26 protein-coding genes are annotated in these 24420 nt (G+C 68.7%); 13 read left to right on the top strand and 13 right to left on the bottom strand.

The genetic code is table 11. The features are described 5' to 3' along the window. The first annotated feature begins 59 nt into the window (after window positions 1-59). The 3 genes from ACZ5BU_RS33170 (at window position 60) to ACZ5BU_RS33160 (ending at window position 3021) form a co-directional block, all read left to right on the top strand. Window positions 60-1097 (top strand): amidohydrolase family protein, encoded by a 1038-nt coding sequence (locus ACZ5BU_RS33170; protein ID WP_465704402.1) that lies wholly within the window; start codon window positions 60-62, stop codon window positions 1095-1097. Beyond that, window positions 1094-1453 carry a YybH family protein gene (locus ACZ5BU_RS33165; RefSeq protein WP_465704401.1) on the top strand — a complete coding sequence of 120 codons (360 nt, stop codon included), beginning with the start codon at window positions 1094-1096 and terminating at the stop codon, window positions 1451-1453. The genes ACZ5BU_RS33170 and ACZ5BU_RS33165 overlap by 4 nt, the downstream gene beginning before the upstream one ends. Window positions 1454-1596: 143 nt before the next feature. Beyond that, on the top strand, window positions 1597-3021 hold the full coding sequence (locus ACZ5BU_RS33160) for an ankyrin repeat domain-containing protein (protein ID WP_465704400.1): 1425 nt from the start codon (window positions 1597-1599) through the stop codon (window positions 3019-3021). On the opposite strand, the gene ACZ5BU_RS33155 is transcribed toward ACZ5BU_RS33160, so the two are convergent. Both ACZ5BU_RS33155 and ACZ5BU_RS33150 read right to left on the bottom strand, forming a co-directional pair. Next, window positions 2996-4099, bottom strand: coding sequence for a calcium:cation antiporter (locus tag ACZ5BU_RS33155; RefSeq protein ID WP_465704399.1), 1104 nt, complete (start codon window positions 4097-4099; stop codon window positions 2996-2998). The genes ACZ5BU_RS33160 and ACZ5BU_RS33155 overlap by 26 nt on opposite strands. Window positions 4100-4205: 106 nt before the next feature. Continuing rightward, entirely contained in the window at window positions 4206-5405 is a 1200-nt protein-coding gene (locus ACZ5BU_RS33150; RefSeq protein WP_465704398.1) for an RNA-guided endonuclease InsQ/TnpB family protein, read from the bottom strand. Window positions 5406-5496: 91 nt separating this feature from the next. Between ACZ5BU_RS33150 and ACZ5BU_RS33145 the strand changes: the two genes are divergently transcribed. Both ACZ5BU_RS33145 and ACZ5BU_RS33140 read left to right on the top strand, forming a co-directional pair. After that, window positions 5497-6003: a GNAT family N-acetyltransferase gene (locus ACZ5BU_RS33145; protein ID WP_465704397.1), complete on the top strand. Its 507-nt coding sequence runs from the start codon at window positions 5497-5499 to the stop codon at window positions 6001-6003. Continuing rightward, a complete protein-coding gene (locus ACZ5BU_RS33140; RefSeq protein WP_465704396.1) occupies window positions 6000-6854 on the top strand; it encodes an SCO6745 family protein in 855 nt (284 codons plus the stop codon). The genes ACZ5BU_RS33145 and ACZ5BU_RS33140 overlap by 4 nt, the downstream gene beginning before the upstream one ends. Here ACZ5BU_RS33140 and ACZ5BU_RS33135 read toward each other — a convergent pair. Further along, entirely contained in the window at window positions 6838-7428 is a 591-nt protein-coding gene (locus ACZ5BU_RS33135) for a TetR/AcrR family transcriptional regulator (RefSeq protein ID WP_465704395.1), read from the bottom strand. The two genes, ACZ5BU_RS33140 and ACZ5BU_RS33135, sit on opposite strands and share 17 nt — an antisense overlap. A gap of 100 nt (window positions 7429-7528) precedes the next feature. Between ACZ5BU_RS33135 and ACZ5BU_RS33130 the strand changes: the two genes are divergently transcribed. Further along, the gene (locus tag ACZ5BU_RS33130; RefSeq protein WP_465704394.1) at window positions 7529-8734 is read left to right on the top strand and encodes an FAD-dependent monooxygenase; all 1206 of its coding nucleotides are present in this window, start codon (window positions 7529-7531) and stop codon (window positions 8732-8734) included. Here the strand turns inward: ACZ5BU_RS33130 and ACZ5BU_RS33125 are convergent. Beyond that, window positions 8661-9572 carry a LysR family transcriptional regulator ArgP gene (locus ACZ5BU_RS33125; protein WP_465704393.1) on the bottom strand — a complete coding sequence of 304 codons (912 nt, stop codon included), beginning with the start codon at window positions 9570-9572 and terminating at the stop codon, window positions 8661-8663. The two genes, ACZ5BU_RS33130 and ACZ5BU_RS33125, sit on opposite strands and share 74 nt — an antisense overlap. A gap of 73 nt (window positions 9573-9645) precedes the next feature. Between ACZ5BU_RS33125 and ACZ5BU_RS33120 the strand changes: the two genes are divergently transcribed. Further along, a complete protein-coding gene (locus tag ACZ5BU_RS33120) occupies window positions 9646-10242 on the top strand; it encodes a LysE/ArgO family amino acid transporter (RefSeq protein WP_465704392.1) in 597 nt (198 codons plus the stop codon). Window positions 10243-10537: 295 nt separating this feature from the next. Beyond that, window positions 10538-11179: an MBL fold metallo-hydrolase gene (locus tag ACZ5BU_RS33115; RefSeq protein WP_465704391.1), complete on the top strand. Its 642-nt coding sequence runs from the start codon at window positions 10538-10540 to the stop codon at window positions 11177-11179. Window positions 11180-11187: 8 nt separating this feature from the next. Here the strand turns inward: ACZ5BU_RS33115 and ACZ5BU_RS33110 are convergent, their stop codons facing one another. Continuing rightward, window positions 11188-12099, bottom strand: coding sequence for an SDR family oxidoreductase (locus tag ACZ5BU_RS33110; RefSeq protein WP_465704390.1), 912 nt, complete (start codon window positions 12097-12099; stop codon window positions 11188-11190). A 55-nt stretch (window positions 12100-12154) separates the two neighbouring features. Between ACZ5BU_RS33110 and ACZ5BU_RS33105 the strand changes: the two genes are divergently transcribed. Further along, window positions 12155-12832 (top strand): TetR/AcrR family transcriptional regulator, encoded by a 678-nt coding sequence (locus tag ACZ5BU_RS33105; RefSeq protein ID WP_465704389.1) that lies wholly within the window; start codon window positions 12155-12157, stop codon window positions 12830-12832. On the opposite strand, the gene ACZ5BU_RS33100 is transcribed toward ACZ5BU_RS33105, so the two are convergent. Both ACZ5BU_RS33100 and ACZ5BU_RS33095 read right to left on the bottom strand, forming a co-directional pair. Continuing rightward, entirely contained in the window at window positions 12769-13683 is a 915-nt protein-coding gene (locus tag ACZ5BU_RS33100; protein WP_465704388.1) for a DMT family transporter, read from the bottom strand. The two genes, ACZ5BU_RS33105 and ACZ5BU_RS33100, sit on opposite strands and share 64 nt — an antisense overlap. 35 nt (window positions 13684-13718) lie before the next feature. Next, the gene (locus ACZ5BU_RS33095) at window positions 13719-14864 is read right to left on the bottom strand and encodes an MFS transporter (RefSeq protein ID WP_465704666.1); all 1146 of its coding nucleotides are present in this window, start codon (window positions 14862-14864) and stop codon (window positions 13719-13721) included. 160 nt (window positions 14865-15024) lie between these two features. Here ACZ5BU_RS33095 and ACZ5BU_RS33090 point away from each other — a divergent pair, with 160 nt between their 5' ends. Next, window positions 15025-15891 (top strand): hypothetical protein, encoded by an 867-nt coding sequence (locus ACZ5BU_RS33090; RefSeq protein WP_465704387.1) that lies wholly within the window; start codon window positions 15025-15027, stop codon window positions 15889-15891. A gap of 3 nt (window positions 15892-15894) precedes the next feature. Beyond that, window positions 15895-16149 (top strand): hypothetical protein, encoded by a 255-nt coding sequence (locus ACZ5BU_RS33085; RefSeq protein ID WP_465704386.1) that lies wholly within the window; start codon window positions 15895-15897, stop codon window positions 16147-16149. On the opposite strand, the gene ACZ5BU_RS33080 is transcribed toward ACZ5BU_RS33085, so the two are convergent. The 3 genes from ACZ5BU_RS33080 to ACZ5BU_RS33070 form a co-directional block, all read right to left on the bottom strand. Next, a complete protein-coding gene (locus ACZ5BU_RS33080; RefSeq protein ID WP_465704385.1) occupies window positions 16136-16537 on the bottom strand; it encodes a GNAT family N-acetyltransferase in 402 nt (133 codons plus the stop codon). The genes ACZ5BU_RS33085 and ACZ5BU_RS33080 overlap by 14 nt on opposite strands. Before the next feature lie 173 nt (window positions 16538-16710). After that, window positions 16711-17064 carry a helix-turn-helix domain-containing protein gene (locus tag ACZ5BU_RS33075; RefSeq protein ID WP_465704384.1) on the bottom strand — a complete coding sequence of 118 codons (354 nt, stop codon included), beginning with the start codon at window positions 17062-17064 and terminating at the stop codon, window positions 16711-16713. A gap of 103 nt (window positions 17065-17167) precedes the next feature. Further along, window positions 17168-18313, bottom strand: coding sequence for a trans-sulfuration enzyme family protein (locus ACZ5BU_RS33070; RefSeq protein ID WP_465704383.1), 1146 nt, complete (start codon window positions 18311-18313; stop codon window positions 17168-17170). A gap of 130 nt (window positions 18314-18443) precedes the next feature. Between ACZ5BU_RS33070 and ACZ5BU_RS33065 the strand changes: the two genes are divergently transcribed. After that, window positions 18444-18977: an Lrp/AsnC family transcriptional regulator gene (locus tag ACZ5BU_RS33065; RefSeq protein WP_465704382.1), complete on the top strand. Its 534-nt coding sequence runs from the start codon at window positions 18444-18446 to the stop codon at window positions 18975-18977. A gap of 61 nt (window positions 18978-19038) precedes the next feature. On the opposite strand, the gene ACZ5BU_RS33060 is transcribed toward ACZ5BU_RS33065, so the two are convergent. The 3 genes from ACZ5BU_RS33060 to ACZ5BU_RS33050 all read right to left on the bottom strand — a co-directional run bounded on the left by ACZ5BU_RS33060 (window position 19039) and on the right by ACZ5BU_RS33050 (window position 21874). Next, window positions 19039-20058, bottom strand: coding sequence for an LLM class flavin-dependent oxidoreductase (locus tag ACZ5BU_RS33060; RefSeq protein WP_465704381.1), 1020 nt, complete (start codon window positions 20056-20058; stop codon window positions 19039-19041). A gap of 146 nt (window positions 20059-20204) precedes the next feature. After that, the gene (locus ACZ5BU_RS33055) at window positions 20205-20729 is read right to left on the bottom strand and encodes an NADPH-dependent FMN reductase (protein WP_465704380.1); all 525 of its coding nucleotides are present in this window, start codon (window positions 20727-20729) and stop codon (window positions 20205-20207) included. 35 nt (window positions 20730-20764) lie between these two features. Then, on the bottom strand, window positions 20765-21874 hold the full coding sequence (locus ACZ5BU_RS33050; RefSeq protein ID WP_465704379.1) for a M4 family metallopeptidase: 1110 nt from the start codon (window positions 21872-21874) through the stop codon (window positions 20765-20767). A 116-nt stretch (window positions 21875-21990) separates the two neighbouring features. On the opposite strand from ACZ5BU_RS33050, the gene ACZ5BU_RS33045 reads away from it, so the two are divergent. Further along, the gene (locus ACZ5BU_RS33045) at window positions 21991-24393 is read left to right on the top strand and encodes a HelD family protein (RefSeq protein ID WP_465704378.1); all 2403 of its coding nucleotides are present in this window, start codon (window positions 21991-21993) and stop codon (window positions 24391-24393) included. Window positions 24394-24420: the final 27 nt, after the last annotated feature.

Here is a 24420-nt window from a genome sequence, read left to right as displayed (position 1 = left end):
CGCCGAGGTTTTGAACATGTTCAAGTCGACCTGGACGTGATCTGGGGCACGATGGGTCCATGACGACCTGGGTCTTCGAAGGAACCGTCCTCCCCGCCGGGGACACCGCCCGCCTGACGTTCGGCCAGGACTCCACCGGAGAGCAGCTGCCAGGCCGGTACGCCGTACCCGGCCTGGTCGACTCGCACTGCCATCTGACGCTCGACGCGACGCCGGACGGACCGGTCCCGCGTGGCGAGGACTTCGCGGCCGAGCGGCTGGCCACGCTGGCCGGGGCGGGTGTCAGCGCACTCCGTGACGTCGGCGGCAACCGTGACGTCACGCTCCGGCTGGCGCGATCCTCGGACGACGGGCGTCCCCTTGTGCTCGCGGCCGGCCGGTTCCTCGCACCGGCGGGCTCGTACTTCCCGCGGGCCTACGAGCCGGTCGCCCCGGAGGACCTGCTGAGCGCGGTCGAGGCCGAGATCGCCGACGGCGCGACCTGGCTGAAGCTCGTCGGCGACTTCCCCGAGGTAGGCCCGGACGGCCCGATCCGGGGTAGCAAGATCAGCCCGACGTACGACCTGGATCTGGTCGCGGCCATGGTCGAACTGGCGCACTCCCGCAATGCCCGGGTCGCGGCGCACGTGAACACCGACCACGTGACCGGCCTGATCCAGGCGGGTATCGACTCGGTCGAGCACGGTACGGTGCTCACCGAGCAGGACCTGGAGGCGCTCGGCGCCCGCGGCGGCGCGTGGACCCCCACGCTGTGCGCCTCGGTCAGCCCGAGCCCGGACGAGACCCCCGAACGCAAGGCCCGCCGCGAGGAGCGGTCGGCGCACCTCGCGTCGGTCCTCCCACTGGCCGAGCGGTACGGCGTACGCGTGCTGACCGGGTCCGACGTGGTCGGCACGGTCGCCGGCGAGATCGACATGCTCGTGAAGCACGGACTGACCGTCGGCCAGGCGATCACCGCGGCGTCGACGGGCGCGCAGGAGTACCTCGGGCTGACCGGCGCGGGCAATCTCGTCACGTACGACGCGGACCCGCGCGAGCACCCCGCCGTACTGGCACAACCGGCCGCGGTCGTCCTCAACCACCGGCGGATCGCGTGAAGGAGAAGGACCTCGATCGCTGGGTACAGAAGTACCGGAAGGCGTGGGAGAGCAACGACCCGAAGGACATCGCCGCGCTGTGGACCGTGGACGCGACCTGGTACCGGCGCCCGGACGAGCCTCCGGTGGTCGGTCAGGAGGCGATCGTCGACGCCTGGCTCGAGTTCGCGGACGAGCCGGGCGAGACCACGTTCGAGTACGAGGTGCTCGGGTTCGGTGACGGCGTGGCATTCGTCCGCGGCTGGACGACGTACCTGACCAATCCGCCGGGGGAATTCAGCAACCTGTGGGTGATCCGGATGGACAAGGACCGGGCGCACGAGTTCACCGAATGGTGGATGGAGAAGCCGCGGTGAGCTACTCTCGGGCCAAGGCGCTCAGGGTGCCACCGGTCCGCGGGAAGGGCTCAGCCCACCTGAGTAGTTTGTGTACGAGTACGGATTGACCTCCTTTCTCGCCTGACGACGCGGACAGCAGGCTCGTAGAGAGGAGGTCGGCAATGCCGACCCGGAATCTTCCGAACGACCCGGATCTCGATCACCTGCGCGGCCAGGCGAAAACCCTGCTCAAGGGCGTCCGCGCCGGCGAACCCGCAGCCGTCGCGCTGGCCGACGAGTTCCATCCCGTACAGACGCTCGCGGACGCGCAGCTCGTGATCGCCCGCAGCTACGGGTTCCCCAGCTGGCCGCGGATCGTACGGCACCTGGAGCTGGTCGGCCGCTACAGCCGATCGCCGCACCGGCAGTCCGTCGGCGGACCGCTCGACACCCCGGAACAACGCGCCGACGAGTTCCTCCGGCTCGCGACCCTGCACTACGGGCAGGACGACCCGGCCCGGCAACGGTCCGCACGTGAACTCCTGGAGCGGTTCCCGGACGTTGCTCAGAGCAACATCTATACGCAGGTGGTGGCCGGCGACCCGGACATCGACTACTCCCGGGCGAGCGTCGAAGGCGGGCCGTACCACTGGGAGCCGCTTCTCTACCTCACCTACAGCCGCCTCGACGCGCCGAACCAGCTAGAGATCGCGCGCCGGCTCCTCGAGAACGGCGCCGACCCGAACGCGGGATACCTCTGGCAGGGTCTGCCGTCACCGTTCACCGCGCTCACCGGCGTGTTCGGCCGCGGCGAAGGCGATCAGCCGCCGCACCGTAAACGGGTGCCGTTGGCGCGACTGTTGCTCGATGCGGGCGCCGACCCGAACGACAGCCAGACCATGTACAACTGCGGTCCCGGCTGTCCGCCGCCGTACGACGACGTACACCTCGAACTGCTCCTCGAGTACGGACTCGGCCGGGGTGACGGCGGACCGTGGCACGAGCGGATGACGACCGCGCATCCGACACCCCGGCAGCTGCTCGAGGACGAGCTGGTGTTCGCCTCGATGGCGGGCCTCCTGCACCGGGTCGAGCTGGTACTTGCCCAAGGCACCGATCCGGACGGTGTCGGCACCCGGCACCCGGGGTTCAGTGGCGAACGCCCGTACGAGCTCGCCGCTGTCCAAGGGCATACCGAGATCGCGGAGCTGCTCCTCGCGCGAGGCGCGGCGCCGTTGGACGAGATCCACGAGGTGTACGCCGCCGCGATGCGCGGTGAACTGCGGGCCGTCGACCCGGCGCTCGCAGCCCGCGCGGTCGCCCGCAACCGGCACCTTCCGGTCCGGGCGGCCGAGGTGGGACGCGCCGAGGCGATGGAGCCGCTGCAGCGGCTCGGGTACGACCTGAACCGGATCTCGCGGGGCGCCGCGCCGATCCATCGCGCCGCGCTCAACGGCCACCTGGACACAGTACGGAAACTCGTCGAACTCGGCGCCGACCCGGAGCTCCGCGACCCGAACTACCACGGGAACGCCCTCGGCTGGGCCGAACACAACCACCAGGACGCGGTGGCCGCCTATCTCAGGGGCTTATCGCGAGGAAGATGAACGCGCTGAACACCGAGAGATGAACAGCGCCCTGCAGCAGCGTCGCCCGCCCGGTCGAGAGGGTGAACATGCCGGTGACGACCGTCAGCGCGAACAACACCATCTCCTTGCCGCCGAGCCCGAGGACGAGCGGCCCGCTCAGCCAGATCGAGGCGATCGCGATCGCGGGGATGGTCAGGCCGATGCTGGCCAGCGCTGAGCCGAGCGCGAGGTTGACGCTGGTCTGGAGACGATTCCGCAGTGCCGCACGTACTGCGGCAATCGTCTCCGGCAGCAGCACGAGCAACGCGATCACGACACCGACCACGGACAGCGGCAGGCCGGCCGACTGGACGACGTGTTCGAGATTCGGCGACACGGTCTTCGCCAGCCCGACGACCGACACCAGGCAGACGAACAGCAGCCCGAGGCTGAGCAGCGCGGTCGCCGTACTCGGCGCGGTGGCGTGGTGATCCTCGTCCGCGTCGGCATCGCCGTCCGGGGTGGCCGGGAGGAAGTAGTCGCGGTGCCGGATCGTCTGGACGAATACGAACACGCCGTACATCACCAGCGACGTGACACCGGCGAAAGCGAGTTGTGCCGGGCTGAACTGCGGGCCCGGCGCGCTCGTGGTGAACGTCGGCAGCACCAGGCTCAGCGTGACCAGCGCGGTCATCACCGAGAGCGCGGAGTACGACGCCTGCACCCGGAAGCCCTGCACATGGTGCCGTACCGAGCCGACCACCAGCGCCAGGCCGAGGATGCCGTTGCAGGTGATCATCACCGCGGCGAACACCGTGTCCCGCGCGAGCGACGCGGCCTTGTCGCCACCGGAAGCCATCAGCGTCACGATCAGCGCGACCTCGATGACCGTCACCGCGAGCGCCAGGATCAAGGTGCCGAACGGCTCACCGACCTTGTGCGCGACGACCTCGGCATGGTGGACGGCGGCGAACACGGCCGCCCCGAGGCCGATGCAGACCAGGATCAGCAGCACCGCGCCGAGGTCGCGATGCCAGGACAGCGCGAGGTCGAGGAAGGCGAGCACAGGCACGGCCAACGTCCAGCGCGGCAGCCCTTGGATCACGGATCTACTCATCCTCAGCAACCCTATCCGCAATCCCCTTGGCATCCCGTCAACGACGACGAGTGATGCTTCTCCCACTTGACGTCCTCCTCACCTGAGAGATGAGGATTCCAGCCCACTACACCGAGGTAACGAGTTGAGGTTCACGCGTCTCGGCCCACGACTGCTGGGCTCGGCGTGCAGTCACGGCCCGTCCGGCCGCAGCGTTGAAAGCAATGTTGACGGCGGCATTCACGTCCGCATTCGCGATGTAACCGCAGCACCGACATCTGAAGACGGCTTGGCTCTCGCGCGCCTCCCGATCCCTGGTGCCGCATCGCGAGCACGTCTGGCTCGTAAACGCCGGCCTGACCTTCTCAACTCGGCCAGGTGCTTTGTGTTCCAGCCGTTCGACGAGCTGGCCCCAGCCATTCGCAAGGATGCCCCGGTTGAGGCCAGCCTTTTGCGCCACCTTGCGACCCGGCCTGTCGGTCGTTCCGCGGGCGGACTTGGTCATGTTCCTGATCCGGAGATCTTCGACCCGGATCACATCGAACCGGCGCGCCAGCTCAGTGGATGTCTGCTCCACCCAGTTCTTCCGCCGGTCGGTCTCCCGCGCTTTCAGGCGCGCGATCGCGGCACGAAGCTTCTCTCGCCGATGAGATCCTCGAACAGCCCGGGAGTGCTGCCTCTGCAGTCGCCGCAGGCGCGTCACCTCGCCGGGCCGCAGCTTCGGGCACGACAGCAGCTCGCCGGTCGACAGGGCAGCGGACACGCTCACGCCACGGTCGACACCGACGATCTCACCATTGCCGGGTGCTGGGACGACGTCGGGGATGACGGCGAAGGCGATGTGCCAACGGCCGGACCGGTCCAGGGTGACTCGGTACGACCTCGCGTTCGGAAGGACCTCAGTGAGCCGGAACTTGATCCAGCCGACCTTCGGGATCAGCACCCGCGCACGTTTCCGCGACAGCTTCTCCACGCGGGACGCTTGCGGGCCGACGATCCTGAATGCCTCGTGTACTCCCGCCTTCCGCCAGGTCGGGCGACCGTGGGTACCGCTGTAGTAGTTGGTGACGGCCCGATCGAAATCGCGAAGTGCCTGCTGCTGGACGGTTTGAGAACCACTGCGCAGCCAGCTGAACTCGGCTCTGGCCTCCGTGAGTTGCCGAGACTGCTCGACGAACCGAGGCGAGCGGTTCCTACGATCGGGCCGCCACATCTGCCATTGCTCCAGCGCTAGGTTCCACACGTGCCGCGCATCCGAGCAATGCCTGCGGAGTCCTGCCGCTTGGGCTGGGTCCGGTGCGAGGCGGTAGCGAGACACAGCGATCATGAGATCAGGCAGGACCGACAGAATTCGTCATGTACGAGAGGAGCTAGTTGCGACTGTGCCCGTCCTTGGAACGGTGCCCGCAACGAGTGAGATGACTGTGGAAATCAGGAATGCGACCGACGCCGACTGGGCGGCCATCTGGCCGTTCTTCCACCAGATCGTCGCTGCCCGGGAGACGTACACGTACGACCCGGACCTCACCGAGGAGCAGGCGCGCGCGCTCTGGATGTCGCCGTCCAGCTCACCGTTGGCGCGGACAACGGTCGCGGTCGATGCCGACGGCACCGTTCTCGGCAGCGCCAACATGTACCCGAACCGGCCCGGTCCGGGTAAGCATGTGGCCAGCGCCAGCTTCATGGTCGACAGCGCCGCCCGCGGCAAGGGAGCCGGTCGAGCGCTCTGCGAGGACATGATCGCCTGGGCCACCCGGACCGGATTCCGCTCGATCCAGTTCAACGCGGTGGTCGAGACGAACGAACCCGCCGTACACCTCTGGCAGACCCTCGGCTTCCGCATCGCCGGCACCGTCCCCGAAGCCTTCGACCACCCGAAGCTCGGCTACGTCGGTTTGCACGTGATGTACCGTCCGTTGCCATGAATCGAGCTCGGCGGATGTGGAAGGCGCTTGAGCCGTTCCATGCGATCACCTACTTCGCGCCAGAGACGCGGCAGGCGACGGATGCGCTCGGGCTCAAGGGCGGGTGGATGAGCTACTTCGGGTGTCGCGCCGCGCCGCTGGGTGCGGTCGGGCCGGAGATCGTCGCCTCGGTGTTCTACAACTTCCACCCGGCGATGGTCGCGCGGTCGCTCCCGGACGCCTGGAGCTACGCGACGCCGGCACAGCTCCTCGACGCACGACTGACAGCTGTGGACAACGCCGTACGACGGCTGTTCGCCGCCGGTACGCCGTCCAGTGGTGTGTTCGACCGAGCGGCCGAGCTGGCCCGGCGTGCGGCGGAGCTCGCGCCGGTCGCCGGGCGGCCGATCGCGGCGGCGAACGCAGCGTTGGAGTGGCCAACGGAACCGCATCTGGTGCTGTGGCAGGCGACGACGATCCTGCGGGAGTCGCGGGGTGACGGGCATGTCGCGGCGTTGGTTGCTGCTGGACTCAGTCCTTGCCAGGCGTTGGTGACGATCTCCGCGGCGGGTGGGCCGGCCAAGGAGGTCTTCCAGCTCAACCGCCGGTGGAGCGACTCCGAGTGGGCCACCGCGTCGGACGACCTTCGTGATCGCGGGCTGCTTGATGTTTCTGGCGCGCTCACTTCTGCTGGGCAGGCGTTGCGGCAGCAGGTCGAGAACACGACGGACGCGTTGGCGGATCAGGGGTGGCGGGCGCTTGGTGATTCGTTGACCTCCGAGTTGCACGACCTCGTTCGCCCGCTGAGCGCCGTACTGATGGATCAGGGACTGATCCCGGCGGACAACCCAATGGCTATGCGCTGGGACTGACGCGATCGGCGAGCGCACGGAGCGAATGCGCGAGCTGCTCGCCGTTCGGCGCCGTGTCCGGGTCGAGCATTCGCTGGGCGACGACTCCCAGCAGCAAGGCTTGGAGCAGCGTGCCGATCGCCTGCACTTCTTCCGGATCCGCATCCGGATCCACCCCGCCGAACAGCTGCGCCAGTCCTTCTCGCGCCTCGCCTTGCATCTTCGCGAGGTCGGCGACCAACTCCGGCATACTTCCGCCGATGCTCAGCACCTCGAACTGCGCTGCCCACAGCGCTCGCATCCTCGGATTCTGCAGGCTCTCGAGGATCTGACCCCACGTCGCGACGAACTGCTCGCCCGGAGCCCGCACGACCGCACGAACCTCACTCGCAGCGTCGACCTCATTTGCCCACTCGTCGATGAGTAGCGCGCGCAGTGCCTCGTTCAGGAGGGCGTCTTTTGACCCGAAGTGATAGCCGATGGCGGCGAGGCTGACGCCGGCCGCGGTCGCGATGTCGCGGGCCGTCGTACGGCTGTAGCCCTTCTCCAGCAGACATGTCTTCGCACCCTCGACCAGCGCCTCGCGGTTTCCCATACCACAAACTCTAACACGTCCGTCTCATACGTACGTCTTGCACAAATGTCTAAGACCGTCGTACAGTCATCGCATCAACCACCTTCTGGAGGGGTTCACGATGACCACAGTGCTGATTTCGGGTGCGAGCGTTGCAGGACCGGCGCTGGCCTACTGGCTGCAGCGGTACGGGTACGAGACGACCGTCGTCGAGCGGGCGCCGGCTCCGCGACCGGGCGGGTACGCGGTCGACTTCCGCGGCGCGTCGATGACCGTGCTGGAGCGGATGGGCATCCTGCCCGCGGTCCAGGAACGCGCCACCCGGATGGGCGCGATGACGTACGTGAAGGAGTCCGGCAAGATCGCGGCGACCACCTCGGTCGAGGCGTTCAGCGGCGAACTCGAGATCCTCCGCGGCGACCTCGTCGAGATCCTGTACGACCTGACCCGCGGCACGACCGAGTACATCTTCGACGACACGATCACCGAGCTGAGCCAGGACGACGCGGGCGTCGACGTGGTCTTCGAGAGCGGTACGACGCGGCGCTTCGACCTCGTCGTCGGCGCCGACGGGCTGCACTCGAACGTACGGCGGCTCGCGTTCGGCCCGGAGTCGTCGTACGTCCACGACCTCGGGTACTACGCCTCCGTCTGCACCGTCGAGAACCACCTCGGGCTCGACCACACCGGGCAGATCCTGAACGTCCCGGGCAAGACCGTCGGTACGTACAGCGCACGGAACAACACCGAGGCGAAGGCGCTGTTCTACTTCGCGTCCGATCCGCTGACGTACGACCGGCGAGACGCCGCAGCGCAGAAGGCGATCGTCGAGGAGCGGTTCGCGGGCATCGGCTGGGAGGTGCCGAGGTTGCTCGACGGGCTGCGGACCGCGCCGGACTTCTACTTCGACTCGATCAGTCAGATCAAGCTGGACAGCTACTCCCGCGGCCGGGTCTCCCTGTGCGGCGACGCCGGGTACTGCGCCTCACCGCTGTCGGGGATGGGTACGAGCCTCGCCATCGTCGGCGCCTACGTCCTGGCGGGTGAGCTGCACGCGGCCGGCGGCGATCACGTACGGGCCTTCGCGCAGTACGACGTACGGATGAAAGACTTCGTGGCGGCCTGCCAGAAGCAGGCGGTCGACGGGGCGATGTGGTTCATCCCGGCGACCAGGTGGTTCATGAAGCTGCGGAACCTGACGTTCCGGATGATGCCGTACCTGCCGTGGCGGAACATGATCCGGGACATGGCGCTCAAGGTCGGGAACGCGATCGACCTGCCGGCCTACGAAGGCCTGCCGCAGCGGCCCGCAGCACAGCGGCCGTGAGCGCGTCGAGGATGCCGGACTCGAGCTTCCAGTGCTGCCAGTACAGCGGTACGTCGATGTACTTGCCTGGGGCAACGTGGACCAGACGGCCGGCGGCCAGCTCGGGTCCGGCCACCTGGTCCTCGATCATCCCCCAGCCGAGCCCGATCCGGACCGCCTCGTGGAACGGCGCGGACGCCGGGATCGCGTGCGACGGCGGATCCAGCTTGCGGCGCGTGACCTTGCTGACCAGCCGGTGCTGGAGGACGTCCTTCTCGTTGAAGGTCACCATCGGCGCCTCGGCAAGGGCCTCCGGCAACGGTTTCCCGGTCAGCCAGCGGTCGGCGTACTCCGGGGTGGCGAGCGCGAGGTACCGCATCTTGCCCAGCGGTACGACGCGGCAGCCCTGCACCGGGCGCGGATCGGCCGTGACCGCGGCGAGGACCGTGCCGTTGCGCAGGTACTCCGCGGAATGCTCCTCGTCCTCCTGGTGGACCTGGAACCGCGCCTCGTGCGTCCGCGACAGGTCCAGCATCGCGGGCAGGAACCAGTTGTTGAGCGAGTCCGCGTTCACCGCGATCGGGATCCGCTGCGCGTCGACCGTACCGCGGACGGCGGCGATCGCCTCGACCTCGAGCAGCGCGACCTGCCTTGCAAGGCGGAGCAGCGCCTCCCCTGCCGCGGTCGCCCGGGCCGGCTTGCCGCGCATCACCACGACCTGACCGAGCCGGCTCTCCAACGCCTTGATCCGTTGGCTGATCGCGGACGGCGTGACGCTCAGCCGGCGCGCGGCCGCGTCGAAACTGCCCTCGTCGAGGACCGCGACGAACGTCTCGAGCTGCACGGAGTCGAACTGCATGATGAAGCGATTCTAATCCCCCATCAGAATCATTAGCTGGTCTGAAGGAGGTCGTGGAGCCTACCTTCGAGCCATGCCCTACCTCGCCGGTTTCGCCACGGCATTGTCACTGATCGTCGCGATCGGCGCCCAGAACGCCTTCGTCCTCCGCCAAGGCCTGCGCCGCGAACACGTGCTCCCGGTAGTGCTGACCTGCGCCCTCTCGGACGCCCTCCTCATCTCCAGCGGGATCCTCGGCCTGGGCGCCCTGCTCACCCGCAGCCAGCTCGCCTTGGACATCGCGAAGTACGGCGGCGCCGCGTTCCTCTACACGTACGCCTTCCTGGCCGCGAAACGGGCCTTCCACCCCGGCGCCATTACCCCCACCAGCAACACCCCCGCCGCCCTCCGCACTGTCGTCCTGGCCTGCCTGGGCTTCACGTACCTGAACCCGCACGTCTACCTCGACACCGTCGTCCTCCTGGGCTCCCTGGCCAACCAACGAGGCACCAACGGTCGCTGGCTTTACGGCCTGGGCGCAGTAACCGCCAGCTTCACCTGGTTCTTCTCCCTGGGCTTCTTCTCCCGCAAACTAACCCCCACCTTCGCCCGCCCCCGCTCCTGGCAATACCTGGACACCGCCATAGCCCTCCTAATGACCACCCTCGCCACCAGCCTCCTCCTCACCTGATATCCACAGCCCCAGGTTCTCGCGCCCAGCCCCACGTGTTCGATGTATGCTTTTCATCAACACGGCCAGCCCCTCTGCCCCTCCGGGCACGGGCTGGTTTTCTTTTCCCGAGGGACCGTTTGAACCGGAGGCCTCTGTGGATGTGACTGTGTTGTGTGATGCGGTGGCTGTGTTTCCGGAGGCGGTGGGAGATGCCTTGCCTGGTTGGAGGGTGGGAGATGCGGAGTGGACTGGGCGGGTAGCGCCGGGGAATGTCTCGGGGGTCGGGTGGTTGCTGCATTTTCATAGTTATCTGGTGGTTGACGGGACGCATGTGGTGCTCGTGGATGCGGGGGTGGGGCCTGCGGGTGGGGAGGCGGCTGAGTGGTTGGGGGTTGAAGGGCGGTTGCCTGGGTTGTTGGAGCGGGTGGGGGTGGAGGTCGCGGATGTGGAGGCGGTCGTGTTGACGCACGTGCATCTGGATCACGTCGGGTGGGTGTCCGACGGAGTGCGGCCATCGTTTCCGCGGGCGGAGTACGTGGTTCAGCGCGACGAGCTCGAGCACGTCCGCGGCGGATCGACGTACGCCCAGCGCGTCCGCCCGATCGAGCAGGCTGGTCAGCTGCGGGTGGTGAAGGGCGAGCAAGTACTGCGGGGGATGCGGCTGGTGCCGGCGCCCGGGCATACGCCGGGGCATCAGTCGGTGGTGACGGACCGGGCGATCCTCGGTGGGGACGTGTTCGTACATCCTGCCCAGGTCCGCCGGCCCGAGCTGACCTACGTGTACGAACGAGACCCCGCCACTGCGGTCACCTCCCGCCGCGACCTGCTGGCGATGGCGTCCGCCCTCGGCGTCCCGATCGCCGCCGCTCACCCACATCCGGCGTTGTCGTCCGCGGCCGCGTCAGTCACCTCTGCGGGCACGGGCAAAGACGTCTGCCCGCCGTACGAACTCTGACCCGACAGTCAGCGGTAGCCGGTTGGGTCGGCGGGGTTGCCTGGTTGTTCTACTTCTGTGATGTAGCGCCAGGCGTCGGGGCGGGTGCCGTCGAGGTCGGTGAAGTTGTAGAGGTGGGCTAGTTCGCCGCTGGAGGTGGACTTGCCGTTCCAGCGGCGTACGTCGGGGTCGGCGGCGAGGGCGGCTACGGCGCGGCCGACGTACGACGGGCTCTCGGAGATCGCGAAGTGTGGTGCTTGGGCGGTGGCGTCCTGCCAGTTGTCCTCGCGGACGCCGAAGCCGTCGAGCATTGCCTCCGAGCGGAGCCAACCCGGCGTGAGGAGTACGGCGGTCGCCTCGTACTTGTCGAGTTCGTGGGCGAGGGCGAACGCGATCCGGCTGACGGCTCCCTTCGCGAGGTCGTAGAAGAAGGAGACGCGGTAGTTCGCCGCATTGAACTCGTTCGTGCCGTCGGTCATCTCGATCACCAGGCCGCCGGGCGACTTGATCAGCAGCGGTAGTGCGTAGTGCGCAGTGATGACGTGTGTGTTGACGCCCAGCTGCAACAGCCGCAGACCGGCGTCGAGGTCGCTCTCCCACACGGTCTTGTCCCATTCGGGTTCGCCGTGCTGACCCCAGATGTCGTTGACCAGAATGTGCAGGGCGCCATGCTCGCGTTCGATCCGCTCGACGAGTGCCCGCACCTGCGCCGGATCCCGATGATCCACCGGTACGGCGATCCCGCGGCCGCCGGCCTGGTCGACGAGGTCCGCGGTGTCCTCGATCGTCTCCGGGCGGTCCATCTCCGACCGCTGCGCCCGCGTACTCCGGCCGGTCACGTAGACCGTCGCGCCGGCGGCGCCAAGTTCGACCGCGATTCCCCGGCCGGCCGCCCGGGTCGCTCCGGCAACCAGCGCCACCTTCCCCGCCAACGGCTGCATCCGTCCTCCTCCGTCAACCAATCCATACACTGTACGATTATGTACCATACGGCGTATGGTTAACGTCGGCAACCGCTCCGGACGACCGCGGGCGGGGGAAGAGCGGCTGAGCCGGGAGGCGATCCTGACCGCCGCGCTGCGGATCGTCGACGACGAGGGCATCGACGCGCTGACGATGCGCCGGCTCGCCGCGACGCTCGACGTCAACCCGATGTCGCTGTACCACCACCTGCCGAACAAGGCCGCCGTACTGGCCGGTCTGGCCGAGCTGGTCTTCGCCGGACTCGAGCTACCCGACCCAGGCGACACCGTGCCGTGGGACGAGCAACTCAAGAACGCCGCTCGCGCCTACCGCGACGGTCTGCGCGCCCACCCGAACCTCGCGCTCCAGGTGCTCTCCGACCCGTCCGCGGTGTCGAACGTCGTCGTGGTCACGATGGAGCCCTTCTACCGCGCCCTCGACCGGGCCGGCCTGACCGCACGTCAGGTCTTCGAGGCCGCGAACACGCTGATCGACTTCATCCACGGCTTCAGCCTCGGCGAGACGTCCGTACGCGCGGAGACGTTCGAGCTCGCGCCCGACCTGCTCGCCCGCGTCCGCGCCCTCCCGAAGGACAAGGCCCCCACCCTGACCCGGATCGTCAACGAACTGGGCCCGGACGGGCTCGCCTACGACTTCGACAGCGGATTCGAGGCGGGTCTGTCCACCTTCATCGCCGGCTTCGCGCGATAGCGGTAACGCGAGATCGCCACCCCGACCAGGCACAACGCCCCACCACCGAAGGCCCACGGCGCCGGGCTCTCACCGAGCAGCAGCCAGCCGAGCGCGATCGCGAGTGGCGGAACCAGGTACGTCGTAGCGCCCATCCGCCCCGCAGTCGTCCGAGCCAACGCGTAAGCCCACGTGGTAAAGGCGAGCGCGGTCGGAAACGCACCGAGGAACACGACCCACCAAACGTTCGACGGCCGGATCTCCTGAACCAGAGCGGGCCCGAACGGCAGACACGCAACCGCGCCGATCACGCACGACAACCACGTGACCTCCAACGCAGGCAGCCGCCCGAGCAACGGCTTCTGTGACACGACACCGATCGCGTACGCCACCGCCGCAACGAGACACAGCGCCACCCCCCAGACCTCGGCTCCACCGCCACCGGACGACGACAGCCCGATCACGACGACACCGCCGAACGCGACCAGGCTCCCGATCACCAACCGGCGCGGGAATCCCTCGCGCAGGAACAGCCCGGCCAGCAAGGCGATCAGCAGCGGCCCGACGTTCACCAGCATCGCCGTGGTCCCAGCGTCGAGATGTCGTTCGGCCTCGTTCAGCGCGAGGTTGTAGACGCCGAACCACAGCAGCCCGCACGCCAGCAACAACTTCCAGTCCGCGCGAGCGGGCCATCGTCGTGGCCGGGTGAACACGAAGATCCCGAGTACGACGCTCCCCACCAGCAGCCGGCCGAGGGACAGCGCACCCGCGGACAGCTCCTGCCCGACGTGCCGGATCGCGACGAACGCCGACGCCCACAGCACCACCGTCACCGCGGCCGCGCAGGCCGCGAGCACACCCTGTCTCCTCATACCCGTGAAACGCTTTCGCCGCTCATGATGTGAGGCTAGGGCTCCGACGCTTCGGCGGCCGCCGAACTACGCGGCGCCGGCAGCGCGGCCGGTACGACGAAAGCGGTCAACAGCACCGGGATCGTCAACGCCGCAACCAGGATCGACATCGTGAACCACACCGACCCGACCGCGAACCCGGCGTACACCGCGATCGCCGACACCTCCGCGAACAGCCCGGAAACCGACGTCACGGTCGCCCGCGCCGGGCCGGTGATCGCGTCCTGCAGGCGCGACTCGGACACCACGATGACGAGTTGGAGTACGCCGTACCCGATCGCGATCGGCAGGAAGCCCCACGCGGATCCAGTCAGGGCACCCGAAGCGATCAGCACGGCTGTCACCGCCAACCCAGCAGCAAATGTTGCTGCAGGCAACCTGTAGGAAGGTCCGGCGAGGGCGCCGCCGATCGCCTGGGCGGCAACGGTTCCCGCGATCAGCAGCGGGATCACGCCGGTCGCGGCACCGGTCTCGCGGGCCAGCAACGGGAAGTACTCGTCGAACGCCAGGAACCCACCCAGCAGCGCGACCAGCAGCACAGCCCGTCGTACGACGCGACTCGTCAGCACCTCGGACACGCCGGTACGCAACATGTGGACATAGTTCGCGAACGCGGCCTTCGCGCCGGGCTCGTCCGACTCGCGCGCGTTCTCCACCGGCTGGGATTCGGGCAACGTCCAAGCGACGAACGCCTCGACGACACAGCTCGCGACACTCACCACTCCGGCAAGGGTGTAACCGCCGACGTCGAACAGCGGCGCCGCGACAACGGTTGCCGCGAGGTTCGTCACGAACGCGGCGGAGCGGGCGCGACCCAGCAGGGTCGGGTAGTACCCAGCGCGGCCGCGGGCGGCAAGTTCGTCGTACACGAAGGCTTCGTACGTGCCCGAGATCAAGGCGGACGACGCGCCCCACAGGACGAACCCCAGGGCGAAGCCGGCGAACGAGGGCAGCGTGATCCACGCGGCGTACCCGAGGCCGCTGATCAACGCACCGAGGATCAGCAGCTTGCGCCGTGAGTACGAGTCGGCCCAGGCGCCCGACGGCACCTCGAGGACGAATCCGGTCGCGGACCAGATCACGAACAGCAGCGAGATCTGCGCGGGCGAGAGCCCGTGGTCCTTGAAGAGCAGCTGGTACAGCGGATAGAGCGGGATGAAGTCGTGCAGCGCGTTGACCGCGACGATCCGGGCCGACAGCGCTCGATCAGATCGTCAAAGGTGCGCACTCGGGAATCTCATGCCTTCGACGATAGCGGTAAATGACGAGCGGCACCCGGGAAATATCCGTCAGAGTAGAGCGATGGGAGATGTCACCGAACGGTTCTGGGCCAAGCTGCCGGACGGCAGCCGCGATGCCCTGGTCAACGGACTGAGCCAGTCCGAGCTGCAGTCCGTCCTGCTGGACGTGGCCCGGGAGCGCGCGGCCAAGGTGAAGCCCGCCCGGCTGCTGCAGCGCTGGAAGCAGGACCGGTTCGTGTGGCCGTCGACCGTCGATCCGCGCGAGCTGGTGAAGACGCAGCAGCGGCTGTGGGAGCTGCTGCCGGAGAGGTTCGCGGGCGTTCAGCTCTCACCGCTCGCGCCGCTGGGGACGTGCTCCGCGGTCGCGCCGATCAACCAGCACCAGATAGTCAGCACGATCCGCGGGACCGAGGTGGCGAGCGACCCCACCAACGAGCTGGCGATCGAGGCCTCCGTACGACGACGCGCCGGGCAGGACCGCGTACACCTGGCGACCTGTCAGCGGGTGGTCCGCGCGCAGCCGTTCGACACGCCGGGGTTCTCGGCGCACTTCGAGCTGTTCGTCCTGGTGTCGAGCGCGCGGGACACCGGCTCGTGCCAGACCGAGGCGGAGCTGCTGATCGACCACCTCAACTTCTGGCATGCCGTGCTGGGCGAGAAGGCCGAGCTGACGTTCACCGCATTCAAGGAGTCGGCGCTCCGGGACCGGATCGAGGACACGGTCCGCCCGGCGCTCGGCGTACCGTTCACCGAGGACGCCGAGCGGACGAAGAGCGCGACCTACTACGCAGGTACCGCCCTCGGCATCGGTGACGGCATCGGCGACGGCGGGTTCACCACCTGGACCGCCGACCTGCTCGGCGACGCGAAGGAACGCTGTCTGACGTCCTGTATCTCGACGGAAGCGCTCACAGCGGCGACAGTGTGAGGCATGACCGAGCACGACATCGAGGACGTGATCGTCACCATCGATCATCCGGGGGGAACGATCGAGGTCCCGCTGACCGAATGGATCGAGCGAGGCCCCGGCCCGCGCACGCTCCTGGCGCCGTCTGCCGCGCGCTCGCGCCGGACCGGCGAAACCCTCCCGCTGGAGGTAGTGCCGTTCCGCTACCGCAACAGCCCTGATTCGCGACGCGCGATCGCCGCCGGCGAGATCGAGGATCCTTGGCCTAGCGCAACTTGAGCAGTCCCGCGTCGGTCGGGCGGAACCCGCACGCGTCGAGGTAGAACGCGGTGAGATGCGGCTCGAAGTCGACGTGCAACCACTCGCAACCGGCGGCACGAGCTTCGTCCGCGGCGATCAGTACCAACTCCTTGCCGACGCCCTTCCGGCCGTGATCTGGGTGTACGGCGGTGTCCAGCACGAACGCGTGCGCGCCGCCGTCCCAGCACACCTGCACGAACCCGACGAGCTCATTGGTGCTGAAGGCACCGACCCAGGTCAGCGCCCAGCGCTCCAGCCGTTCCGCCCAGGCCTGCACCTCCGGCGTGCTCTCGAACGCGGCCGCGTGCAGGAACGACAACTTCCGATCGTCGACCGGGAACCGGACGACGTACTTCAGCTCAGTCACCCGGTCAGGCTAGTGCCCTGAGTCGGAAGTTCGGCGAGCGATTTCGGTGGTCAGGTGCGTGCATCGGGGTGCTTGGTCAGTGGCCTCGATGCGGAGCATCGTGGGCGCTGGGCAAGTGCCGCGAGGTGCGTGCCTGGGCGCCGAAAGCGCCGTCGAACTTCCGACTCAGGGCACTAAGCGACCAGCGTGTAGGCGGTTGGGGAGGTGGTGAAGGCCCGCGGACCCGACGGGATCCGCTGGGTGCGGTCCTGCACCCGGATCGCAGCGGTCTGGAGGTGGACCGGCAGGGTCGAGCGGACCGCGGTCGCGAGGTCGAACTGGACCTCGGCCAGCAGGTCGGTGAGCTGCAGGTCGAGGGCGCGGCAGATCGCGGCGAGGATCTCCGAGGAGGGTTCCTTGCGGCCGCGTTCGATCTCGGACAGGTACGGCACCGACACCTGGGCCAGCTCGGCGAGCTCACGCAGGGTGATGCCTCGCTCGCGTCGCAGTCGGCGGAACACGTTTCCGATCACCTGGCGTAGCAACACGACTGGCCCTCCTCGCCTCCGGATCTCCTGTACCGAGTGTGCCATCCCGCGCAGGTCCGCCGCCCCGGATCTGCCCTGAGCAGACTTTCTGCTCTGAGGAGAATCAGTCCTCGAGCGCGTTCCGCAGGTCGGCGGTCAGGTCCTCGGGATCCTCCAGACCGAGGCTCAACCGGAGCAGTCCGTCCGAGGGCTTTGCCTCCGACGCGACCAGCCGGTGGGTGAGTGCGGCCGGGTGCTGGATCAGAGTGTCGACGCCGCCGAGCGAGACCGCGTGGGTGATCAGCCGCAGCCTTCGAGCCACCCGGGACGCGGCCTCGTATCCTCCGGTCAGGGTGAATGCGAGCACCGCCCCCGGACCGGATTGCTGGCGACCGATCAGGCCCTGCGGGTCGCTCAGCCCGGGGTAGTGGACGCGTTCGACGGAGGGCTGCGCGGACAGCCAGTCCGCGACCTTGATGGCGGTCGCCTGCTGCGCCCGTACTCGCACCGGCAGCGTCTGCAGTCCCCGGTGCAGTTCGTACGCCGCCAGCGGGTGCAGCAGGCCACCGGTCACTGCGCGGATCTGCCGGAGGCGGCCGACCCACTCCACGCCGGCCGCGACGACGCCTCCCATGACGTCACCGTGGCCGCCGAGGTACTTGGTTGCCGAGTGCAACACCAGGCTCGCCCCGTGCCGAGCCGGCTGCTGCAGTACGGGAGTGGCGAACGTGTTGTCCACCAGCAGCGGTACGTCGCCGGCCGCGCTCGCCACGGACCGGAGGTCGACCAGGTCGACGGTCGGGTTGGCCGGGGTCTCGACGATCACCAGGCCGGTGTCCGGGCGGATCGCTGCCGCGACCCCGGCGGGTTCGACGTACGTGACGGTTGTCCCCAGGAGGCCTGTGGACAACAGGTGATCCGTACCGCCGTACAGCGGCCGTACGGCGACCACGTGCGGACGGCCGGCGGCGACAGTGGCGAGCAGGCACGCGGTGAGCGCGGCCATGCCCGAGCCGAAGGCGACCGCACCGTCGGTCTGCTCGAGTTCGGCGAGCGCGTCCTCGAAGCGGGCCACGTTCGGGTTCCACAGGCGCTGGTAGACGAGGCTCCCGCCGTCCGGCCCGCGGCCCTGGGTGAGTTCGTCGTACGACGCTCCGCCGGTGTCGATGTCGGGCAGCGGGTAGGTGGTGGACAGGTCGATCGGCGGGACGTGGACGCCGAGCGCGGCCAGGTCGTCGCGTCCGGCGTGCACAGCACGGGTGTCGAGCATCGCGGCCTCCTGTGGATAACTGAGGCGACTGTGAATCTTCTGCGAGATCGGTACAAGAGTTCCGAAGAAAATTCGTCCACAGGCTCGTCCACACGCTGTGGATTCTGTGGATGGCCCTACAGTAGGTGGCATGCCGAAGGATCGTCGGAGCCCGGGACCGGCGCCACGACCGGTTCCCGACGGGCTCGACGAGGTGGACCGGAAGCTGGTGCAGCTGCTCACGGCCGACGGCCGGATGCCGAACAACGCGCTCGCGGAGGCATGCGGCATCGCGCCGTCGACCTGCCTGACCCGGGTCCGCGCGTTACGCGAACGCGGGGTGATCCGCGGTTTCCACGCCGACGTGGACCTGGCCGCGCTCGGCCGGCCGCTGCAGGCGCTGATCGCGATCCGGATCGGCGCACACTCGCGCGACGAGATCGACCGGTTCCGGACGAAGGTCCCCGGGCTGCCCGGGGTGTTGTCGCTGTTCCACGTCAGCGGCGCGAACGACTACCTATTGCATGTCGCCGCGACGACGCCCGACGCGCTCCGTGAGTTCGTGCTCGACCATCTGACCGCGGACCCCGCGGTCAGCCACGCCGAGACGAGCCTGATCTTCGAGCACGTCCGCGCGACGCCGGACGTGCAGCACTCAGCAACCTCGCAGACGCGGGGCACGTGACGCTCGAGTGACCGGCGGACCGGCCGCTGGGCGGGGGTTGGTGAGTGGTGCAGGTCCGCGATCAGCGCGGCTTCAGCCCCCAGGCCTCCGCGAGGAGTTGGAACGAGTGGCGGCGTTCCGCGGGGTTGTGGATGTTCGTGGTGATGATCAGTTCGTCGGCGCCGGCCGAGTTGGCGCGGCGCAGCAGGTCGGCGGCGACCTGGTCGGGCGTACCGACGGACACCAGGCCGGCCCATTCCTCGACGGCGGCCTCTTCCGCCTCGGACCACGGGTACTCCGCGGCCTCCTCCGGCGACGGGAGCGGACCCGGACGGCCCGAGCGGAGGCGGAGCATCGAGAGCGCGTTCGCGCGGGCGAGCTGCTGCGCACGCTCCTCGGTCTCCGCGACGATCGCAGCCAGCGCGAGCATCGCCCGCGGTTCACCGTCGTGCTCGAGGCGGCGGTAGTTCTCCTTGTACGCCGAGATCACGCCGGCCGGGTCGAGCGTCCCGAAATGCCCGGCGTACGCGAACCCTGTACCGAGCGCGGCCGCCGCCTGACCGCCGTACGTGCTGGAGCCGAGGATCCACACCGGCGGCAGTGGTACGTCGCTCGGCTGCGCGGTGATCGGCTCGAACGGATGCCCCGCCGGGAAGCCTTCGGCGTACGCGCGGAGCTCGGCGTACTGCTCGGTGAAGTCGTCCGCGCCGAGCGCCTCCCGGCTGCGGCGCAGCGCGAGCGCGGTGCGCTGGTCGGTACCGGGCGCCCGGCCGAGGCCGAGGTCGATCCGGTCCGGGTACAACCCGCCGAGGACGCGGAACGTCTCGGCGACCTTCAACGGCGAGTGGTTCGGCAGCATGATGCCGCCGGAGCCGACGCGGATCGTGGACGTCGCCGCCGCGACCGCCGCGATCATCACCTCGGGCGTGGAACTCGCCACGCTCGGGATGTTGTGATGCTCGGCGAGCCAGAACCGGTCGTACCCGGCGGCCTCCGCGGTCCGGGCCAGCTCGAGCGTCTCGTGCAACGCCTCCGACGGCCGCGTACCCGTCGGCACCGGCGAGAGATCGAGCACGGACAGGGGCATCGGTTCGGAGCTCACGAACAAGTGCCAACCTCCGTCGCGGTCGACCTATTCCGGTGGCCGGACCTGCAGCACTCATCAAGCAGCCGGATAAGCACCTGTTCAGCGCGGGCTGAGCGTGAATGAGCCGGTTGGGGGTGGGTTGATGAGTGCTGGCGGTCCGCCTAGGCGGGGTAGGGCGTGTTCGCGCGGGCGTCGCGGAGGGAGCGGGCCCACCAGGCCAGTTGGCGGAGCAGGGCCGCGGCCGCGGCGGACGTCGTCGGGTCGACCGGTTCGCCGTCGGTGAAGTCTTCCTCGCGGAAGCCGAGGCTGTCGCGGATCGTGACCGCGTGCAGTTCGCCGAAGACCAGCCGCAGCTGTTCGGCCGCACGCAGTCCCCCCGATCGCCCGCCGTACACGACGAACCCGACCGGCTTGGCGTACCAGGGCCGGCGTACGGCGTCGATCGCCGTCTTCACATCGCCGGGGTACGCGTGGTTGTACTCCGCCGTGACGATCATCACGGCGTCCGCATCCTCGATCCGGGCCGGCAACCCGGCCGCCGCGGTCGCGCTCAGGTCGACCAGGTCGAGCTTGAACTCGTCCGCCCGCTCCACCTCACGCGCAAACCACCGCGTCACCGCCGTCCCGAACCGCCCGGCGTCGAGGTTGCGCGTCAGCACGACGAGCCCGAGCGGATGAACAGTCACAACCAAAGACGCTAATACCTCAACAACACTCGAGGTCAAACCGTCTCAGTGGGAGGTCCTTCGGGTGCGGCCGGTGGGGTGGAGGTGTGGAGGTCGGTTTGGGCGGCGGTCATCAGGGAGGAGGGGTCGGTGAGGACGCCGACGGTCTGCCAGGACTTGGTGACTGCGTCCAGTTGGCTGGAGTTGTCGCCGAAGAGGGTGCGGGCGGTGGCCTGGGTGGCTTCGGCGAAGTCCTTGAAGGACGCGGACGGCACGAGGTTGCCGGACGTCAGTGTGCCGTACCAGATCTTGCCGGCGTCGTCGTACGCGTTCCCACCGATCGCCGTCGCGACCAGGTAGAACGCGTGGTTCGGGATGCCGGAGTTGAGGTGGACGCCGCCGTTGTCGTCCTGGGTGTCGACGTAGCCGGACATGTCGGCCGGCTGCGGGTCCTTGCCCAGCCGCGGATCGTCGTACGCCGTACCGGGCGCCTTCATCGACCGCAGCGCGACCCCTTGTACGCCGGGGAGGAACAGCCCCGCACCGATCAGCCAGTCGGCGTCGGCGGCGGACTGCTTGAGCGAGTACTGCTTGGCGAGTGAGCCGAAGACGTCGGAGATGCTCTCGTTCAGCGCTCCGGGCTGGCCTCGGTAGTCGAGCTTCGCCGTGTACTGCGTGACGCCGTGCGTGAGCTCGTGCCCGGTGACGTCGATCGACGACGTGAAGTTGCCGAAGATCTCGCCGTCCCCGTCGCCGAACACCATCTGCGACCCGTCCCAGAACGCGTTCGCGTAGCCGCGGTCGTAGTGCACGGTCGAGACCAGCGCCAGGCCGTTGCCGTCGATCGAGTCGCGGCCGTAGCACTCCTTGTACAGAGCCCAGGTCGCTCCGGTGCCGTCGTACGCCTGGTTGACCGGTTGGTCCTGGACCGGGTCGTCGCCCTCGGAGCGGACCAGCGTGCCGGGCAGGTCGGTGCCGTGCTCCGCGTCGTACACCTTGCGCTGTCGCCCGTCCGCCGCGACCTCGGGCTCGCGGCCGGCCGCGGGCCGGGTTCGCAGTACGGCGTCGTGCTGCAACGACTGCCGGATCCGGGCTCGGACGCTGGGGTCGACCGCGGACCGCTCGAGCTGCTCGAGCAGATACGGCGGGACGATGGACTGGAACACCACTACAGGAAAACCCCGCCAGGAGATAAACTCAAGGATTTGTGGCTGCGTCGGAGCGAATTCCGGAAATGCCACCCGAAAACCAACGCGCGTATTTTAACACGAGGGATGGGGAATTGACGAAGAGGTCGCGTGAAGAGGTGGAGCCGTCGCGAGCGCCGCATCCGCGGGATGCTGGGCAAGGCGGAGGAGGGAGACGGGACGGAGTCCCGGCGACCGACGACAACGCCGCCCAGCGCCCGCGGGGCGGCGCGCAGCAGGCTCCACCTCTTCACGGGACCTCTGCTCCTGTTGACGGTGAACAGGTCAGCCTGACAACGTTCTACGCTGCGCTCGACGCGGAGCGGGAGCGGACCGATGCGCGGGCCGAGGACGAGCAACTGGTACGGACGCGGAACGCGCAGGCGTTGCATCAGCGCGACGGGCGGATCCGCGACCTCAAGCTGCGGCAGGCCCGGCTGACCGCGGCCGAGGAGGGGCTGTACTTCGGCCGCCTGGACACCGCCGACGGCGAGATCCTGCACCTCGGCCGGATCGGCCTGCACGACGACGAGTACGACCCGCTCCTGGTCGACTGGCGCGCCCCGGCCGCGCGGCCGTTCTACATCGCGACCGCGGTGGCCAATCTCGGCGTCGTCCGCCGCCGGCACGTGCAGACCCGGTTGCGCCGGGTGATCGACGTCCAGGACGAGCAGCTCGACCTCGGCCGGGAGGCCGCCGACCCGTCGAAACCCGGCACCGGCGTGATCGGCGAGGCGGTGCTGATGAAGGCACTGGAGGCCCGCCGGACCGGCCGGATGGAGTCGATCGTCCAGACCATCCAGGCCGACCAGGACCGGATCATCCGCTCCGAACTGCCCGGAATCCTGGTCGTCCAAGGCGGCCCGGGTACCGGAAAGACCGCAATCGCCCTGCACCGCGCGGCATTTCTGCTCTACACCCACCGTGAGCAACTGGAAAAGCGCGGAATTCTCGTCGTCGGCCCGAATGCGGCGTTCCTGCGCTTCATCGGCCAGGTACTCCCGTCGCTCGGTGAGGACGGCGTCCGCCTGGTCACGATCGCCGAGCTCTACCCGGGGATCAACGCCACCCGGCCGGAGTCGCCGGAGAGCGCCGAGGTCAAGGGGCGGACCGTGATGGCCGACGTGATCGCCCGCGCGGTGACCGACCGCCAGTGGATCCCGGATGCGCCGGTCCACGTGACCGTCGAGCGCACTGAACTCACGCTGGATCCCGAGGTCTGCAAGGAGATCCACGCCCGGGTCGCCAACCGCAACCTCACCCACAACCAGGCACGGCCATTCGTCCTGAACGAGTACACCGACCACCTCACTAATCAGTACGCCGAACTCATCGGCACCGACCCGCTCGACGGCGAGCAACTGCTCGACGAGTACGACCTCGCCGAGCTACGCAACGAGGTGCTCGCGGAGCCCGCCGTACAGGCCCTGCTCGATCAGCTCTGGCCGCTGCTCACTCCGCAGAAGCTGCTCGAGGACCTGTACGGCGACGAGGATCGGCTCGCGTCCGCGGCGCCGCAGCTGTCCGCGCTGGATCGCGAGCACCTGCTGCGGTACGGCGCCGACTGGAGCCCGGCCGACGTACCGCTGCTCGACGAGGCCGCGGAACTGCTCGGCGACGACGGGTCCGAGGCGGCGCGGGAACGTGCCGCCCGGGCGCGCGCGATCGCTTACGCACAAGGGGCCTTGGACGTACTGTCCGGTTCCGGGTCGACCGACTTCGACGAGGGCGACGAGGCGGAGATCCTGACCGCGAAGGACATTCTGGACGCCGCGGCGTTCGCCGAACGGTACGAGGCGGACGACGACCGGACGCTGGCGGACCGGGCCGCGGCGGACCGGCGGTGGACGTACGGGCACGTGATCGTCGACGAGGCGCAGGAGCTGTCGCCGATGGCATGGCGGGCGATCGCGCGCCGGTCCCCGCTGCGGTCGATGACGGTCGTCGGCGATGTCGCGCAGACGAGTTCGGTCGGCGGCGGTACGTCCTGGTCGAGCGCGCTCGGCGAGACCTTCGGCGATCGTTGGCGGCTGGCCGAGCTGACGTTGAACTACCGCACGCCGGCCGAGGTGATGGAGCTGGCGAACGCCGTACTGCGCGAGGTCGACCCGTCGGCGAAGCCGCCGCAGTCGGTCCGTTCGACCGGCGTACGTCCATGGCATCTCGATGTACCGGCGGCCGAGCAGGCGTTGTACGTCTACAAGATGGCGACCGAGGAGACGGCGTACGGCGAGGTCGGCGTGATCACGTCCCGCAGCCGGCTCGAGCTGATCCAGGAGGCGGTCGACGGCCTGTCCGGCGTGACCGTCCTGACCGCTCGGGAGGCGAAGGGCCTCGAGTTCGACTCGGTACTGGTCGTCGACCCGGACGGCATCGTGATCGAGTCACCTCGCGGCCTCCGCGACCTGTACGTGGCCCTCACCCGCTGCACCCAACGCCTCGGCGTCGTCGGCGACCTCCCCGACGTACTGAAGGGGTCAGCCGCCTGGTGCCAGTGATCCGGGGGATGGACAACGGACGGTGAC

The sequence above is a fragment of the Kribbella sp. NPDC031520 genome (assembly GCF_055580825.1).
Note: the sequence above shows the minus strand (reverse complement) of the source record. Positions and strands in the feature narration are given on the sequence as shown.